This is a genomic window from Mycobacterium sp. (genome assembly GCF_052145595.1).
Classification (GTDB): Bacteria; Actinomycetota; Actinomycetes; order Mycobacteriales; family Mycobacteriaceae; genus Mycobacterium.
On sequence record NZ_JBKQOI010000052.1, the window covers coordinates 1 to 16519 of the forward strand.

A 16519-nucleotide genomic window follows, 5' to 3' on the forward strand; every position below is an offset into this window, starting at 1 on the left:
GCGGACATGGGCGCCCTCGCCAACGCCCCGCTGGTCGAGTCGGCGGCCACGATCTGGATCACCCTGGCGTACCGGCAGAGGCTGGCAATGGTGCCTCTCACGACCGGCTGCAGAGTGGGCGAATCACTAATTCCCGGCCTCCATCGCGGGTAGCATTCCCGAGTGTTGGTTGGCAAACGGCCCGGCCGTCTTTCGTGGGCGCTTCGCAGCGCGGGAGGAAAACCACATGCAAATAACGCTTGCGGTAAACGGGCAGCAGCACGCTCTTGAGATAGAGCCGCAGGTGCTTTTGGTGGATTTGTTGCGGGAACGGCTCAAAATGACGGGCACCAAGGTGGGTTGCGACACCAGTCAGTGCGGATCCTGCGTCGTCACCCTCAATGGGATCTCTGTCAAGAGTTGCACCGTGCTGGCCGCCCAGGCCGACGGCGCCGAGGTCGTTACGGTCGAGGGGCTGGCCACCAACGGCCAACTCGACCCGCTCCAACAAGGATTCTGGCAGGAACACGGCCTGCAATGCGGGTTCTGCACCCCTGGCATGCTGATGTCGATGTCAGACCTGCTGAACCATCACAACGCCGATCCACCCCCGTCCCAGATCCGGGCCTGGCTCGACGGCAACCTCTGTCGCTGCACCGGCTACCAGTACTGCGTCCAGGCCGTCCAGCACGCAGCCCGCATCATGAACAGCCCCGTCACATCATGAACAGCCCCGTCAAGATGGTCATCGACACCCCGGGCAAGCGGTTCTACGAAGAACAGGTGAAGTACCTGCTCGACAAGGATGTCGAGAGCCTGGTTGAAAAGCACTACCACGACAACGCCGTCATCGTGTCTTTCGATCACATTGTGAGCGGCAAGGAGCAGATCAAGGCGTATTTCAACCAATTTCTTAATTCGGTGACAATCGAGCGGGTCATTTCGACCGATAATTTCACCGAGACCGAAGACACTGTGATGTTCGAGGCCACGGTCGAGTCAAACCACGGGGTGATCAAGACGTTCGACGCTCTGGTGCTGGAGTCCGGCCGGATTCGCCTGCAGTTCACAGGTGTGCGATGAAAGTCTTCGGCGAGAAGATCAAGCGTACGGAGGACCCGAGGTTCCTGCGGGGCGATGCCAAGTTCATCGCCGACATCGACCTTCCCGGCATGCTGCACATGGCGATCCTGCGCAGCCCGCACGGGCACGCCATGATCAAGCGGATCGATCCGTCGGCGGCCCTGAAGCTGCCTGGCGTGGTGCGCGTTGTCACCGCCGACGACCTCGGCAACATGATGCCGCTGCCGTGCATCTGGGTGCCCGGCGGGGTGGAGAGCCACTTCCCGCCTCACCCGACGGGACTGCCGGCGTCCAATCCGGTCCTGTCCAAGGACAAGGTCCGCTACATCGGCGACGCGGTCGCGGCCGTGGTGGCCGAGACGCGGGCCCAGGCCCACGATGCCCTCGACGCCATCCACGTCGACTACGAGCTGCTACCCGTGGTCACCACTCCGAAGGAGGCCATCGAGGACGGGGCGCCGCAGCTGCACGAGGCGGTCCCGAACAACCTCAACGCGTATTGGACGTGCGGCGACAAGGACGCCACCGACCGGGCGATCTCGGAGGCTGACGTCGTCGTCAGTCAGTCCATGCTCAACCAGCGCACCATCAACAGCCCGATCGAGCCGCGCGGCGCGGTCGGCACGTACGACCCCGACACCGAGGAGTACACGCTGTACGCCTCCACTCAGGGCACCCACAATCACCGGTTCCTGCTGGCCTACGCGGTGCTGGGCGTGCCCTTCAACAAGGTGCGGGTCATCTCGCCGGACATCGGTGGCAGCTTCGGCACCAAGGGTTATTTGTACTCCGACATGGCGCTGGTGTTGTTCCTGTCCAAGGAGCTCGGACGCCCGGTCAAATGGGTCGACACCAGGGAAGGACTCATGCGGTCCACGGTGCAGGGCCGGGACCACGACATCCACGCCACGCTGGCCGGCAATAGCGACGGCACCATCACCGCGATGCGCTGCACCAGCTACGCCAACCTCGGAGCTTACCCGTCCACCATCGGTCCCGGCGTGGCCACGGCCATGATAGGCCGCAGCATGACCGGGTGCTACGCAATCCCCCACGCCTTCTGCGGGGTCTACGCGGCGTTCACCAACGTCGTGCCGCTCGGCGCCCAACGCGGATCGGGCCGAGCCGAGGCCACCTTCCTGGTCGAGCGCCTGGTCGACCGTTTTGCCGCCGAGATCGGCAAGGACCCGGCCGAGGTCCGCAGGAAGAACTTCGTGCAACCCGAGCAGTTCCCCTTCGACAACCACCTGGGCTGGATGTATGACTCCGGCAACTACCCAGCGGCGCTCGAGAAGGCCATGGAGATGGCCGACTGCGCCAACGTGGCCGCGCTCAAGGCCGCCGCCCGCCGCCGCGGGAAGCGGCTCGGCATAGGAATCGGCTGCTTCGTCGCCGTCAGCGGGGTCGGCCCGTCACCCCGGATGGCCAAGGAGGGAATGCTGGGTGGCACCTGGGAGAGTGCCAACGTGCGGCTCCACCCCACCGGTGATGTCTCGGTCTCGATCGGCTCGACGCCCCATGGGCAGTCGCATGAGACCGTCTTCGCGCAAATCGTGGCCGAGGAGCTGCAGGTCGACATGTCCCGCATCGAGGTGCTGCACTCCGACACCAAATCGGCGCCTTATGGTCAGGGCAGCTACGGCAGCCGCTCGTTCAGCGTGTGCGGCCCGGCGGTCCACAATGCCGCCGCCCAGATCCGCGAGAAGCTCATCAAGCTGGCGGCGCACATGCTCGGGGCGGACGAGCAGGACATCGTCTATGAGGACGGCAAGGCCTGGGTCCGAGGCTCGCCGGACAAAAGCAAGGCGCTGCAGGAGATCGCGATCGCCGGGTGGTACGGATGGGACCTGCCTACCGGCATGGAGCCCAACTGGGACGTCACTACGTTCTTCGACCCGCCCGAGTTCAACTTCCCCTATGGAGCCCATGTCGCCACGGTGGAGATCGACGAGAGGACCGGCGAGATCGACCTGGTCAACTTCGTTGCGGTCACCGATGTGGGCGAGGTCGCCAACCCCATGGTGATCAACGGCCAGATTCACGGCGGCATCGCCCACGGCGTGGGCCAGGCCCTGTTCGAACGGGCCATCTACGACGACCAGGGTCACCTGTTGACGGCCAACCTGACCGAGTACGCCATCCCGAGGGCCTCCGACCTTCCGGAATTCAACATCGAACGGACGGTCACGCCGACGCAGCACAACCCCCTGGGCGCCAAGGGCGCGGGCGAGATCGGCGCCGTGGGTGCCGCGGCCGCCATCGGCAACGCGGTGGTGGATGCCCTTTCCGACCTGGGCGTCAAGCATGTCGACATGCCGTACACACCGGAGAAGCTGTGGCGGATCCTGCAGGGGAACGGCCAGCAGTCGGCGGCCCGGTCGAACGGAGGGGCTGCCTGATGGGCGTCTACGTCCCCGCACTCACTTATACCGCGGCGGCCAGCCTCGAGGAAGCGCTGGCCTCGCTCGGCGGACACCCCGGGGCCCGGCTGCTGGCGGGAGGCCACGACCTGGTGCCCGACATGAAGGCCGGTCGGACGGCCCCTCCGATGCTGGTCGACCTCCGTAAGGTCCCCGGCCTGGGCACGGTCTCAGTCGACCACACCACCGGCAAGGTACGCATCGGCGCCATGGCCACGCTCAACCAACTGGCCGGCGACACGAAGCTCGGCGGTCACCTGCGGGCCCTCGACGAGGCGATCGCCAGCGTCGGCGACGCTCAGGTGCGCAACTGCACCACGGTCGGCGGCACGCTGGCGTCGCGCCACCCGGCCGCCGACCTGGCCGCCGTGGCCCTGGCCCTGGAAGCACAGGTGCACACCATCCGACCGGCCGGCCCACGGACGATCAGTGCCGAGGACCTGCTCAGCGGGCCGGCGACGGCGCTCGACCCGGTCGAGATCATTACCGGGGTCGAGATTGCCTTCCCGCCGATGTCGGGCAGCGCCTACGAAAAGCAGAGGAACCACGCCACCCTCTACCCCGTCGCCGCCGTGGCCGTCCGGGTGGTGCGGACCAGCGACAACCTCGTCGGCCAGTGCCGGGTGGCGGTCACCGGCGTGTTCGAACGCCCGACCCGCCTGCGCGACGTCGAGGCGGCGGTCGAGGGCACCACGCCCTCACACGCCACGCTGGCGACGGCCGCCCTCAAGACCAGTCATGCCGGAACGGGTGTGACCGACCTGTTCGTGTCGGGCGAGTACCGGGTTCACCTCGCGTCGGTCCTGGCCGAGCGGGCGCTGGTGCGGGCGGCCGAGGATGCCGGATTCCGCTGGGAGTAATCCGAGTCGTTCCAGTAAGCAGTATGCACCGATGGATTTCTTCAAGGCGAAAGGACTAAGGGCATGGGCATAGCGGAGAACAAGGCTGTCGCAGACCGCTTTCTTAATGAGATCGTGGGCAAGGGCAAGTGGGACGCCGCAGGCGAGGTGATGGCGGAGGACATCACCGTTTACCACCCGAGCGCGCCGGGCGGATCGCTGCAGGGACTGGAACCGGTGAAGCAGCTGTTCATGGCCTTCCGGGTCGGCTTCCCCGACCTCACGATCATCACCGAGGACGTAATCGCCGAGGATGACCGGGTCGCGGTCCGGTGGAGGGGCGTGGGGACCAACACCGGCGAGTTCTTCGGTGCCCCTCCGACCGGCAAGGCCATCGACGTCGGCGCCATGAGCATGTTCACCATCCGCGATGGCAAGATCGTGGAGGACCATATCTCCGAGGACACGCTGGGCATGCTCAAGCAGCTCGGCGTCATCCCCGAGTAGAGGCGCCGCCGGGCGCGGGAACAAGCCAGCAGTCCCGGCGGCCCAGCGTTCGCCGGTGCCTTGCCGGTGTTCGGCGATGAGGTTGCAGTAACGCTGAAATGGTGCGCCGCCCGCGTCGGCGACGAGGCACGGCAGGCAGCGGGAGCGCTTCGGTGACGCGCAGCCTGCAGCGCATCAGGATCCTCGCGATCAAGTGGTGGGCTGGGTCGTGGAATCGTACGACCGCGACGCCGCGGCGGTGTACTCGCCGGCCGAACAGTTTGAGCAGATCGGCGCTCTACTGCCGACCGCCGACGCCGCCGCCAAGGCGGGCGTTTTGTTCAGCCGCGCGGGTGATCGCCGACGCACCGTGGAAGCAGCAGCGGCGACGGCACACCGGCTCGCCGCCGTTGGGGCAACGTCAAGGCTCCCGCCCTGATCCTGACCGCCCAGCCGCTCCCTTTGAGCACACGCGCGGACGCAAGCTCGCCAATCTCATCGCTCAGGGCCTGTCCACCGTGAGATCGCCGAGCGCCCTCGTCGCGTCGGCTCGCGCGCGGCACGAACGGTGAGTACCTCACCTTGCAGAAGTTGGGTAATCCGTTACTCGTGCTCCTCGGGCATTCCCGGCAGTACGTTTCTCGCATCGATAGCCGCTCGATGCAGACAGCAAGAGCCACGGCGAGGAGACTCGAAATGACCGAATCACACGAGGCGTCCGCCGCAACGCTGCAAGCGCTAAGTCATCACGAGCTCGCGGTCGAAACACCTTCCCCGAAACCCGTTCTCATTACCGAGCAAGAAGTGGTCCTAGGAACCACGGCGCCGTGCAGGCGCGGCCAGGGAGCCTTACCTGGTGGACCAAGGCGACTCGTTTTGTGGTGTCGGCGGTCGACCAGACGTTGCCGCCCTCGATGGAGACACCACCACGGCGGCACTACCCATCGCGGTCGAGTTCCCTCGAGCGCTCCTGGGTGCAACGCGAGATGAGCAGACCATGAACACGTTAGACGCCCTGGTGACAATTTGTGCATTGGTGGCGCTGGTGATCTTCGCCGTGGGCGTACAGAGCCTACAGGCGTGGCTCGAGCAGTGGACGTACGACCGGCACTTCTACGACTAGCGAACGCCGCCCTATCTCCGGGCAGATGTACGGCCCTAATCTCGGTTTAGCGAAACACGAGCGATGGGGACTTCTGAAAAAGGGTTTTCAGTCTGCCGTGTGAAGTCGCGTAGCGGGGTACTCGTGTTGCAGACGTGTCTAGCGAGCAGACTTGAAGGCGTAAAGCACGACCGAGAGGGATTGCGATGACAACGGCCGGCCACGTCGAGCTGAGAAAACGGAAGCTGGACGCCATCGCATGGAAATTTCTCGGTTCTGAGTTCAGCGGAAAGATCTACGCGGACTGGCCGATCGACCGACGCGTCGACGCCTACCTCCGGCACCATGGGCTGATCGACATCGTCAACGACGGGGGCGCCTACAACGCGTTATTGGAACGCGTCATGGCCAACATCGGCCGTGCACGCCGCGATGGCCTACTCCCGGCGCACAGATAGGCACGACCGCGGAAGTGAGGGTAATCGTGTCCACCGGGGCCGCCGCGGGCAGAAAGCCCAACCACATCGGGTCAAGGACGCCGCGCGTGTTTTCAACAAGTACGTCCTTAACCCCCGGAAACCCCTTCCCATGATGGCCCAACGCCCGACAGCCGGCGAAGCCTTGACGGCCCGTGTCACTCGGTGTCTAGCCTCAGAGGTGTCGGAAACACTCAGCTGGCTATCGAGTACGCCCACAAATTCGCAAGTGACTTTGACGTTGTGTGTGGTGGATAAGCGCCGAGACGCCCGCGACGATTGCTGACGACTTCGCGCGTGGCTGCATTTTGTCAGCCCGCCGCATGAGGTAGTGCACTACTCGTGACCGGGCGCGCCTGTTGGCGGACACTTTCTGTGCGTCGCCGCCCGCGGCGACGCATGCAGCAGAAGGGCACCACGCATGAGCAAGAAGTATCAAGTCGTCGAGGGTGACTCACGGTGGGGACTGGCCGAGCGCTTCTACGGCGACGGACGTCTGTATCCGGTGATCGGTGGCCACATCCTGCTCGGCCAGATGCTCGAAATCCCCGACGTCACGTTTCGGCATCGGGTCGCCGCCGGCGACACGAAAAAAAAGCTGGCTGTGCACTATTACCAGGACGAGACGATGAGCGAGGTTTTCGAGATCCCGAACGGCGTCGCTCAGCGCGACCTCATCGTCGGCGAGTGGCTGGTGATCCCCGACCTCGCGAATCCCGGCCAGCACCCGGTGGCTCTCGGCGAAACGTGGGAGGAGCTGGCCGACCGCTGGTACGGCGAGGCACACCTGTGGCGGATCATTGCGATCGCCAACCAGATGGTGAACCAAGACCCCCAACCTGGCCAGGTGTTGATCCAGCCGCGCCTGAATCGGCGGCGCACCGTGGTCGCCGGGGACACGCTCTGGAAGCTGACGAAGGACAACTACGGCGACCATGCGGATGGCCGGACGCTGGACCTGATGACGCTAGTGGCGGCGGCCAACCACATCGCCGATTGGAACCGCATCAAGGTTGGGCAGACCGTTTACTTCCCGTCGCTGGATTAGCCGACAGGTCGAGGCCAACGCCTCCGTCGGCGGGCAGGAGCACACGAGGTTAACCGGGGCTGGCGTTATCCCGCGAACCCAGGCCCAGGCTTTATCCCGTGAACCCAGGTAAGCCCGTCATTTCCGGCCCTATAGATCTGGTGCCCGCGCGAGGAACTCTCGCGGGTAGTGTCGCGCCGATGATCCCGCTGGAGACCGCCGATTTGATATCAGCATTCTTCGCGATGCGCTTCAGTGTGAAGTCGATCGGTTGGAGCTCGTCGACCGCAGCTCGGACCGGCCATGCGCGATTCCAACTGACCTGAAGGCGCCCGTGATTCGGCGGGATCCTAGGAGCTCGGCTGCTGGCTGGGAATCTCGGCGGTACTGGTGGTGGCCATGAAGTCCTCGATCAGGTCCACCACCTTCGTCGGTGCTTCGACCTGAGCGAAGTGTCCGACGCTCGGCAGCACTTCACAGACGGCTGCCCCGGCGCGCGGCCTGGGCGGCGTAAGCATGCTCGACGGGAATGATGTTGTCCTTCTCGCCCCAGATCGCCATCACCGGCAATTCCAACTGCAACTGCAGCCGATTCAGCGCACTCACCGCCTGATCCCGGTAGTCGACGACCGAGCGCAGCGTGCGCAAGAACGACTGCCGCGTTTGACGATCCGACAGCGACGAGTAGGCGCTCCACAGCTCCGCGCCGCGCGGTGACTTACAGCGGCGATGGAGTCGATTGTCGCGGGTTTGGCCGCGCTGGCCGTGTTCTTCGGGTTCGTTCTTGGTAGGCACGTGCATGATGTTCTGCGCACGCGCCATTGGTCGCTGGTGTCTGAGCGCGTGCGTCGATTTGTTCCCCATGCGGATCGGGTCGTCGGGACGAATTCGGTTGACGGGCTATCGCACCGCAGCCGCGCCGTGCAGCACCCGGCAGTCCGCGCCGATCGCCGGCGCATACACCACAGCGCCGCACTCGCGGCACGTCCAGCTCGTGTGCCGCCGCGGTATGAGCACGGCTGATGACCGACGAGCACCCGGCTGCAGCGAATGTTCACTAGCGCCATCGCCGGCGTATGTATCCGGCGCTGATCGCTCATCGAGGCGAATTAAAGTAGTCCAATACTCATCCGCTCGGCCGCGTCAACGTGCACCATAGCTTTATGCCGAGGATGTTTCTGGGCCATTCCAGCCGCGACAGCGTGCAAGCGGCGGCGTTACAGACATGGCTGAAGCGGCAACGCGAAGACCGCGCGTCACCCGCAGGTCTCACGGATTACGTCCATTTCGCATTGGCGCTGCGCTACCCTCGCGGCACTGGTGGTTACCTGGCGCAATCAGGAGCGGGCGCATGGGCGTGAACGACGATTTCTGGGAGGATCTTCTCGCGCATATCCGGCAGCAGGTGTTGGTGCCGGTTGTGGGACCTGACTTGAATGTGGTCAAGGTCGGCGACGCCGAACAGACGTTCAATACGCTCATCGGCCAACGCCTCGCTGAAAAGTATGACCTGACCGTGTCGTCTGGGATAACTACCATGGGCGAAGCGGTGGCCGAGTTCCTGCGCGAGCGCGGCCAGGATGACCGGTTGTATCGCGTGATTTACGACATCATCAAGGAATATCCGGAGCCTGGCGCCCCGCTCTGTAACCTGGCCGCGATCGATGACTTGCGCTTCTTCGTGAGTACGACGCCCGACCGGCTGCTCGCGCAGGCGGTCAACCAGGTTCGTTTCCAGGGTAGGCCGGTAACTCGTGAGCTCGCGTTTTCCACGAGTAAGTCCACGAGCGAACAGGTGGGAAATGCGCAGCCGGCTGCGCCAAGCGATACCGTCGTTCTCAGTCTGTTTGGTAAAGCCGCCTCCACTCCCGAGTATGCGATCCACGAGGAGGATCGGCTGGAGTGGCTGCACGCGTTCAGAGATGCGTCGGGCCTTCCCTACTGGCTTGATTATCCGCTGAGGCATAACCCGATGCTGTTCGTTGGCTGCGAGATTCCCGACTGGCTCGGGCGGTTTCTCCTGCGCTCGTCGAGCAGTATGCGTCTGTCGCTTGAGCGCAAACAGTTCTTCTTCGTCGGCTCCTCAACCGCGCAGGTACCGTCGCTGTCGAATTTCTTCAAAACGTATTGCCGTAAGTCGCTGGTCCAGCAGCTGGAGATGGAACCAGCAGCGTTTGTTGCGGAGTTGCGTGCCCGCTGGGACGAACAAACCCCGAAGAGGCCCCCGGACGCTCCAGATGTCCCCATTCCACCTCCTCCGGCCCCGCCGACGATCTTCATCAGCTATATGCGTGAGGATGTGGACGCTGCCCGGCGGCTGTGCGACGCGATCACCGACCTCTGCGGGGACGTCGTGTGGCTGGACGAGCGGCGGCTAAGTCCAGGCGATGCGTGGGAGCAGGAGATTTTGACCGGGATCCGCCGAACTGTCCGCTTGTTCGTCCCGATCATCTCCGCGAACACGGAGCGGGCGGAGGAAGGCTACGTTTTCAGAGAGTGGATGGAGGCGGTAGATCGATCGCGCTCTATTCCACGTCGGCGATTCATCGTGCCTGTGGTTATCGACGAGAATTACAAGGGCGACCCGAGTCGATACCGGCAGATTCCAGATGACTTCGGGCGCTTGCAGTTTGGTCGCGCGCCTGGAGGTGACCCGGATGCGGAGCTGCTCGCGATGCTGACCACCGAAATCCGTGCCATGCGGCTCGACGCAGCATGATCCATGCAACGACGGCCATACAGCTCGACGACGAGAACCCGTGGCCGGGGCTCGAATCCTTTGAGGAAAATGCGCACGCGTTCTTCTACGGGCGCGGCCGTGAAGCCGAATCTTTGCTGAGGCACGTGCTCGACGCCCCGGTCACGGTCTTGTACGGACGGTCCGGCCTCGGCAAGACGTCGCTGCTGCGAGCGGGCCTGTTCCCCTTGCTGCGCGACCGTCACTTTCTGCCGGTCTACGCGCGCTTCGAGCTCCAGCCGGGTGCGGCGCCACTGACTCGTCAGCTACATCAATCTGTCCGCGACTCAATCCGGGCGGACGTGGCCGATGCGATGCTGCCGTTGGATGAGGAATCTCTTTGGGAATACCTGCATCGGGCCGACTTTGCGCTATGGAGTACGCACAACTATCCGCTCACGCCGGTGATTGTCCTCGACCAGTTCGAAGAGCTCTTTACGCTCGGTGAGCGGGTTCCCGATCTCGTCCGGGGATTCAGGAATGACCTTGGTGACTTGGCCGAGAACCGCATTCCCGCCGATCTGGCCGCGCGAATCGATAACGACGGGGCCGTGGCTGAACGATTCAACTTGCGGTCGCGCAACTACAGGTTGTTGATCAGCTTGCGGGAAGATTTTCTTCCCGAGCTCGAAGGATGGCGCCAGCTTATTCCTGCGCTGGGACGCTCGCGGGTGCGGCTGCGTCGTTTGCGCGCAGACGACGCCCTTGATGCGGTGCAAAAACCGGCTGCGCACCTGATGACGGACGAGCTGGCGCGCCGGGTGGTAGGCATCATCGCAGGCGAGGACCTGCACCCTGGCCGCGATACCGCCTCGACAGATGCCGTCCATCCTGGTGATGAACTTGGCTCTGCAGAAGTCGAACCCGCGCTGCTTAGTTTGTTCTGCCGCGAGCTCAATGAGGAGCGAAAGCGGCGCGGGCAGCTGCAGTTCGATGAGCGGCTTGTCGAGGAAGCCGAGCGCGACATCCTGTCGAACTACTATTCGTCGTGTGTGGATGATCTGCCGCCGCGCGTCGCGCGCTTCATCGAATCTGAGCTGATCAGCGAGAAGGGGTTCCGCGACAGCTTCATCCGCGAAGACGCGGTGCCGACGCATCTCACCAAGGATGAACTCGCGCAACTAATTTCCTCGCGGCTGCTACGGCTCGACGACCGCGATGGCGCGCAACGGATTGAACTGACGCACGATGTGCTAACGCGCGTCGTACGCGAACACCGCGACCGGCATCGCGCGGAAGAGGAGACAGCGGCGCTGGCGGCCCGCGTAGAGGAGGAACGGCAAGCAGCCGCGCAGCGTCAGGCGGAGCTCGATCGCGAGCGGCGCATCGGACGGCGACTCAGGTGGCTATCAGCCGTGCTGGCAATAGTGTGCGTCGCGGCGGGCGTCCTAGCGGTGTGGGGGTGGCAGAACTCGCGTTCGGCCAAACTCGCGCGTGAAGCCGCCGACATTCGCAGTCGTGAGGCTCTCGCCGAGCGGCTAACCTCGCAAGCTTTGGCGATGCTGAGTGGCGGTCAGCCCGGCAGCGAACTGAGGGCTATCGACCAACTGCTTGCGGCGCAGCGTATCCCGGCCGATCCCGACATTGGCGCGCTACTGACCGCGCTGAAAGACAGGCCAAGATTGCGAAAGATCATCGACGGAAAGGGAATTCTCAGCGGCGACGGTTCACGGGTCGCCGTCTACTCACCCTCCGGAATCAAGCTGCTGAACACCCAGACGGGGCAGCCTGTCGGCGAACCGTTCGGAAAGCCTGGACTGCTGACGGCGATCAGCGCGGATGGGCGTTATGCCGCAATGGTCGATCAACACGGTCAGGACATGGTGATCCGCGTCTGGGACTCTGCTGCTGGCCAGCCGGTAGGTCTTCCGATGACAGGCAGCAAGACGTTGGCCGTCCCTGGCGCGGTGAGCGCCGACGGGCGCCGAGTTGCTGCGGCTGACGGTCTCGGCATCTTGCGACTGTGGGATGTCCAGACAGGCCGGCAGATCGGAGGCGCCCTTGCGGGCCCCGACCATGCAGTGACCGCGTTGGTGTTCAGCCCAGACGGGCATCGGCTGGCGTCGGCCGGTGCGGACAACACCGTTCGGCTGTGGGATGCCGACAGCGGAGCGAAAATCGGCGGGCCGCTGCGCGGCGGCGACCCACGGCTGGGCTCCAACGACGCTGTCCTCAGCGTTGCATTCAGCCCCGACGGCCACACCATCGCCGCGGGGGGCCACACCGTCCGCGGCTGGAATTCCTATGCCGGTTCCCCGCTGCGGCTGTGGAATGCCGATAGCGGCGCGGTGGTCGGGACGGCGGTCTTCGGAAACTACTACGGAGACATCAAAGCTCTGGCGTTCAGCCCCGACGCGAAACTGATCGCGACCGGCGGCAGCGACAAGACGGTCCGGCTGTGGGACGCGCACACCGGCCAGCCGATCGGCAATTCTTTCACCTTCGCGGATTCCGTAACGCAGGTGGCATTCACCGAAGGAGGAAAACGGATCGTTTCGTGCTCGGGTGACACCTGCGAGATATCGAACGCCGATCATCCCTACGACCAGCTACCGGAAGAGACCGGCGGCAGCAAGGCCGCTCAGCTGGCCCCCAAGTTTATGCTCGGCGAGATCGGCTATAGCCTCGAAGCCCCCCAGCACGGTGATCCGCGGATCGTCGTGACCAGCAACGGAACTTTGCGCTATTTAGACCCCGACACGGGTCAACAAATCGGGTCGATTATCACTTCTGACGCGGTCCGCGGGATGACCCGATACGACGTTAGCTCCGATGGCCTCTGGCTCGCTGTTCCCGGCCCCGACAACAACGTCCGCGTCATTGACACGTCGAACGGGCGACTCTACGGCGAACCCATCAAAGGACACGACGGGCGGGTGAACGCGGTGGCGTTCAGCCCGAATGGGCAGGTGCTTGCTTCGGCGAGCGACGACAAGACGGTCCGGCTTTGGGACTGGCGAAGCGGGCGGCCGATCGGGCAGCCAATGACGGGGCACGAAGATGACGTCCAAGAGCTCGCATTCAGCGACGACGGGCGCCGGCTGTATTCGCGCAGCATTACCTCCATCCGGATCTGGGACCCAGTGACCGGGCACGCGATCGGCAAGCCGATCGGCGGAGCAGGCGATCTCTTCAACGGCATGTCGATCAGTCATGATGGCCGACGTATCGCGACGCGGCAACGCTTTGACCGTACGATCCGGCAGTGGGATGCGGAGAGCGGCGAACCTGTCCGGACGTTGACGGGCCACAACGATAATGTCACTTACGTTGAATACAGTCCTGACGGCCGCTATCTGGTCTCCGTCGGCGCGGACAGGGCGCTGCGGTTTTGGGACAGCGCTTCCGGCGACCCAGTCGGCGAGGGGGTCGATATTACGGCTCTCGGCGTTGTGGATGCTGTGACTTTCAGCCGCGACGGACATCGTCTCTACTTCACTGCCACCGGATGGTCCCCTAACGGCGATCCACCGTTCAGTGGTGGCGGAATATGGCAGCTGCCAGCGCCGGCCGCCTGGGCGGACGCACTGTGCGACAAGGTGGTCTCGAATCCGAGCGACGCGCAGTGGAAAAATTGGATTTCGCCCGATATCTCAAACACCGAGTTGTGCCCGAGCAAACCACGCGCCTCTTGATTTCCAGAGCCGTACATGGCCGACGCGCATCCGTCTCAGGCTTTATGTCAGAAACGAGGCAGATTCGCCAAATTCTTGGCCAATTGCGTGACCGAAAGCGAAACCGATACCGCGTAGGACGGGCAATTTGACCAATGGGCAGTTTGTGCATCGGCGCGATGCGCGCGATCCCAATGACTGTATCGCACGCTGCGCCAACTGCTATTGGCCGAAGACCAAGCGCGAATCACGCCGCGGCCACGGCGGCGCCCGCCGATTTGGCGAAGTAGGCGACGATCGCCTCGCCGACGGCGTGCCCCGACGCTGGCTGCTGGCCAGTGATCAGGCGGCCGTCCACCGCGACGTGCTCCGTGAACGGCGCCGCGGCGGTGTAGGTGGCGCCGCGCAGCGGGAATTCGTTCTCGAGGAGGACCGGCGTCACCGCGCGCTGGCCGAGCATGTCCTCCTCGGCGTTCGAGAACCCGGTAACGCGCCGGCCCGCGACCAGGTACCGCCCATCGGGAAGCCTCGCCTCGAGGAGCGCCGACGTGCCGTGGCACACCGCGCTGACCAGCTTGCCGGCGTCGTACGCGGCGCTCGCTGCGCCGTAGACGTGCTCGTCGTTGACGAACTGGAATATCGCGGCGTTCCCGCCGACGAAGAACACCACGTCGTAGTCGGCCGCGTTCACGCTCGCGAGCGGCAGCGTGTCGCGGAACGAGTAGCGCTGCTGCACAGTGCCGTCGGCCTGCGGCACGGCGTCGATCTGGACGAGGTCGCGCGTCTCGGGATCGGAGAGGAAGCGTTCGTTGCTCGGATTCCCGGAGTCCGTAACGCCGGTGCGGCGCCAGTCGTCGATGCTCAGCTTCACGCTGAATCCGTCGATCGCCGACGGGCCGCCGTTGGGGCTCGCCAGATCGATCGTGAACTGCGGCGCGGCGGCGTCATGCAGCGCCCAGTACGGGTCCGTGACCTCGCTGAGCCAGACGCCCGAGGCGCGCTGGCCGCCCCCCGGCGAGGGGATGTCGCTGATGTTGGAGACCACGAACAGCGCGCGCTTGGCAGATACGGCTCGCGCCGATGGCACGCCGGAACCGGTGGTGAACGCCCCGAGGGCGCCGGCGGACAACACGAGCAACATCGCGAGCGACAAGAGCAGCTTCGATATCTTCACGAGAGCCTCCGTCGGTGGGTGCGGGAAGCCATCCTGGGCTCGTGCCAGCGTTTCGTGAAGCGCATGGATCGAAACTCAATCTTTCGTCGCGTGCACCCGAGCCGCGAGACTGGCGCCCGCATCCGGCGCCGTCTGTGCCAGGGCGGGGTCGAACATCGACGCTCCGGCGCCGCCACGGCCCGCGAAGACCGCGACGACCTGACCGTATTGGGGGTCGTCGTATGCCGCCTCGTCGGTATCAGAGAACTCGCGCGCATAGACCGGGTCATGCTTGATGCACCACTGGTAGGTGCGCCCAAACTGCCTGCCCGCCGAATTGGGTCTGGGTCACACCGGTCGAAGAGATCACCGGGCACCGTCATGAACAGAGACTAGACTAGTTAACGCGGCCCATAGCGGCTTTTCCTCAGGGCTCGATCGCCGCCGAAGGGCCGCCGTGAAAGGGAATCAGCTTTGCCCGAGTGAATCGCATCTGCGTGTGCGGTCACTTTCTGACCTCGCGGCACTGTTTGAACGGTGGATCTTTTCTTGGTCTGACACGCCGAGCATGAGCTTGGCGGGAATACTGACAATGCCAGAAACACTCGACCTTCCGCTGGCGGGCGGACGACGGCGTCGTCAAAAGGCGATGGTGGTCTGTGGGTCGATGACCTTGGTGATGGCGTCCATCACCGTACTCAGGTCGCCGTCGAGAGCGTCGGCGGTCATCCGGAGTACGTACACGCCGTCCTGACCGGGGATCACCACCGTCTTCTGTCCGATGACGCGCTTCGTGCCGTCCTTCATGTAGGTACCGGCCAGTGAGAAGGCATTGAAACCGCTTATGGGGTTCGTGTTCCCGTTGTCGGCCGCCTGGAAGCCCGGCAGATTCTTCTCCTCGCCCGGCGCGTAGGTGAGGATCTGCCCCGGGTCGACGTTGCCGGTGAGCTTAGAGACGATCGCGGTAATGCGCGGGGGGTCGTTTGGCACCTGTGGCTGGTCGTAAACCATCGCGGTGTAGGCCCCGGGCGGTGTGCTCGGGCCGGCGTTTGACCACCCCGGCGGGACCGGGATGTTGATGGTAGGAGAGCCGGGATCGCCGGGGTGGACCGGCGTCTCGACGATCTGGTTCTCCTTGATGTAGTCCTGGATCGTCTTATTGGGGCCGGCGGCCTGGGCTGAAGTGGTCGGTGCGGCCGTGGATGCGGTCGTGGCGATCGACGTCGACGTGGACGTCTTCGTCTCGGTCTTGGTGTTGGAGCCGCAGCCAACCAGCGCGACACTCAGCGCGACGCCGGTGATGCCCACAGCGGTGGCTGCCGTCAGTTTCTTCATCGGGGTTGGTGTCTCCTGTCGTCCGGGGTCTGTGGCGCAGCATACGGTCGGCAAACGTGCGACGGAAGCTAAATCGCCGCGGAGCTTAGCGGTGTCCGATCGGAACCTGATTGGAATTACCTACGGTTTTCGCGACCGCGGGCCTAGACGGTATGGAGGCGACTTGAGGCCGAAGGCCTCGGGCTGCAATCGGACGTGGGTTGCCGGTGGCGGGTGAACACTCGCTCCGGTAGAGCCACAGTTGCAGATCAGGAGGCCTCCGGTGAGT

Annotated in this window: 13 protein-coding genes and 1 pseudogene; 11 read left to right on the top strand and 3 right to left on the bottom strand. The window is 64.4% G+C overall.

The genetic code is table 11. The annotated features are described in order from the left end of the window. Positions 1 to 226: 226 nt before the first annotated feature. The 9 genes from ACLP4W_RS03345 to ACLP4W_RS03385 all read left to right on the top strand — a co-directional run bounded on the left by ACLP4W_RS03345 (position 227) and on the right by ACLP4W_RS03385 (position 7433). Positions 227 to 706 carry a (2Fe-2S)-binding protein gene (locus ACLP4W_RS03345; RefSeq protein ID WP_442384113.1) on the top strand — a complete coding sequence of 160 codons (480 nt, stop codon included), beginning with the start codon at positions 227 to 229 and terminating at the stop codon, positions 704 to 706. Next, positions 703 to 1062, top strand: coding sequence for a hypothetical protein (locus tag ACLP4W_RS03350; protein WP_442384115.1), 360 nt, complete (start codon positions 703 to 705; stop codon positions 1060 to 1062). The genes ACLP4W_RS03345 and ACLP4W_RS03350 overlap by 4 nt, the downstream gene beginning before the upstream one ends. Further along, positions 1059 to 3461, top strand: a complete 2403-nt coding sequence (locus tag ACLP4W_RS03355) for a xanthine dehydrogenase family protein molybdopterin-binding subunit (protein WP_442384117.1) — start codon at positions 1059 to 1061, stop codon at positions 3459 to 3461. Before ACLP4W_RS03350 ends, ACLP4W_RS03355 begins: the two co-directional genes overlap by 4 nt. Next, entirely contained in the window at positions 3461 to 4342 is an 882-nt protein-coding gene (locus ACLP4W_RS03360) for an FAD binding domain-containing protein (protein WP_442384119.1), read from the top strand. Before ACLP4W_RS03355 ends, ACLP4W_RS03360 begins: the two co-directional genes overlap by 1 nt. Positions 4343 to 4405: 63 nt before the next feature. Further along, positions 4406 to 4828, top strand: a complete 423-nt coding sequence (locus tag ACLP4W_RS03365) for an ester cyclase (RefSeq protein ID WP_442384121.1) — start codon at positions 4406 to 4408, stop codon at positions 4826 to 4828. A gap of 208 nt (positions 4829 to 5036) precedes the next feature. After that, complete coding sequence (locus ACLP4W_RS03370; protein ID WP_442384123.1) at positions 5037 to 5246, top strand: hypothetical protein; 210 nt, start codon at positions 5037 to 5039, stop codon at positions 5244 to 5246. Positions 5247 to 5804: 558 nt separating this feature from the next. Further along, entirely contained in the window at positions 5805 to 5930 is a 126-nt protein-coding gene (locus tag ACLP4W_RS03375; RefSeq protein WP_442384125.1) for a hypothetical protein, read from the top strand. A 185-nt stretch (positions 5931 to 6115) separates the two neighbouring features. After that, positions 6116 to 6367, top strand: coding sequence for a hypothetical protein (locus tag ACLP4W_RS03380; RefSeq protein WP_442384127.1), 252 nt, complete (start codon positions 6116 to 6118; stop codon positions 6365 to 6367). A 439-nt stretch (positions 6368 to 6806) separates the two neighbouring features. After that, entirely contained in the window at positions 6807 to 7433 is a 627-nt protein-coding gene (locus tag ACLP4W_RS03385; protein WP_442384129.1) for a LysM peptidoglycan-binding domain-containing protein, read from the top strand. 329 nt (positions 7434 to 7762) lie between these two features. Here ACLP4W_RS03385 and ACLP4W_RS03390 read toward each other — a convergent pair. Beyond that, positions 7763 to 8132: pseudogene (locus ACLP4W_RS03390) on the bottom strand (alpha/beta fold hydrolase); the annotation flags it as partial. 631 nt (positions 8133 to 8763) lie between these two features. Here ACLP4W_RS03390 and ACLP4W_RS03395 point away from each other — a divergent pair. Together ACLP4W_RS03395 and ACLP4W_RS03400 are read left to right on the top strand one after the other, a co-directional pair. Continuing rightward, positions 8764 to 10131 (top strand): TIR domain-containing protein, encoded by a 1368-nt coding sequence (locus ACLP4W_RS03395; protein ID WP_442384131.1) that lies wholly within the window; start codon positions 8764 to 8766, stop codon positions 10129 to 10131. After that, positions 10128 to 13784 (top strand): nSTAND1 domain-containing NTPase, encoded by a 3657-nt coding sequence (locus ACLP4W_RS03400; protein WP_442384133.1) that lies wholly within the window; start codon positions 10128 to 10130, stop codon positions 13782 to 13784. The genes ACLP4W_RS03395 and ACLP4W_RS03400 overlap by 4 nt, the downstream gene beginning before the upstream one ends. Positions 13785 to 14010: 226 nt before the next feature. Here the strand turns inward: ACLP4W_RS03400 and ACLP4W_RS03405 are convergent, their stop codons facing one another. Next, positions 14011 to 14937 carry a type 1 glutamine amidotransferase domain-containing protein gene (locus tag ACLP4W_RS03405; RefSeq protein ID WP_442384136.1) on the bottom strand — a complete coding sequence of 309 codons (927 nt, stop codon included), beginning with the start codon at positions 14935 to 14937 and terminating at the stop codon, positions 14011 to 14013. 618 nt (positions 14938 to 15555) lie between these two features. Beyond that, entirely contained in the window at positions 15556 to 16251 is a 696-nt protein-coding gene (locus ACLP4W_RS03410) for an LpqN/LpqT family lipoprotein (RefSeq protein ID WP_442384138.1), read from the bottom strand. Between the last annotated feature and the right edge of the window lie 268 nt (positions 16252 to 16519).

Coding starts and splice junctions, on each gene's coding strand:
- ACLP4W_RS03365 (WP_442384121.1), top strand. CDS start 4,406: ATGGGCATAGCGGAGAACAAGGCTGTCGCAGACCGCTTTCTTAATGAG.
- ACLP4W_RS03410 (WP_442384138.1), bottom strand. CDS start 16,251: ATGAAGAAACTGACGGCAGCCACCGCTGTGGGCATCACCGGCGTCGCG.
- ACLP4W_RS03385 (WP_442384129.1), top strand. CDS start 6,807: ATGAGCAAGAAGTATCAAGTCGTCGAGGGTGACTCACGGTGGGGACTG.
- ACLP4W_RS03395 (WP_442384131.1), top strand. CDS start 8,764: ATGGGCGTGAACGACGATTTCTGGGAGGATCTTCTCGCGCATATCCGG.
- ACLP4W_RS03380 (WP_442384127.1), top strand. CDS start 6,116: ATGACAACGGCCGGCCACGTCGAGCTGAGAAAACGGAAGCTGGACGCC.
- ACLP4W_RS03400 (WP_442384133.1), top strand. CDS start 10,128: ATGATCCATGCAACGACGGCCATACAGCTCGACGACGAGAACCCGTGG.
- ACLP4W_RS03350 (WP_442384115.1), top strand. CDS start 703: ATGAACAGCCCCGTCAAGATGGTCATCGACACCCCGGGCAAGCGGTTC.
- ACLP4W_RS03355 (WP_442384117.1), top strand. CDS start 1,059: ATGAAAGTCTTCGGCGAGAAGATCAAGCGTACGGAGGACCCGAGGTTC.
- ACLP4W_RS03345 (WP_442384113.1), top strand. CDS start 227: ATGCAAATAACGCTTGCGGTAAACGGGCAGCAGCACGCTCTTGAGATA.
- ACLP4W_RS03375 (WP_442384125.1), top strand. CDS start 5,805: ATGAACACGTTAGACGCCCTGGTGACAATTTGTGCATTGGTGGCGCTG.
- ACLP4W_RS03360 (WP_442384119.1), top strand. CDS start 3,461: ATGGGCGTCTACGTCCCCGCACTCACTTATACCGCGGCGGCCAGCCTC.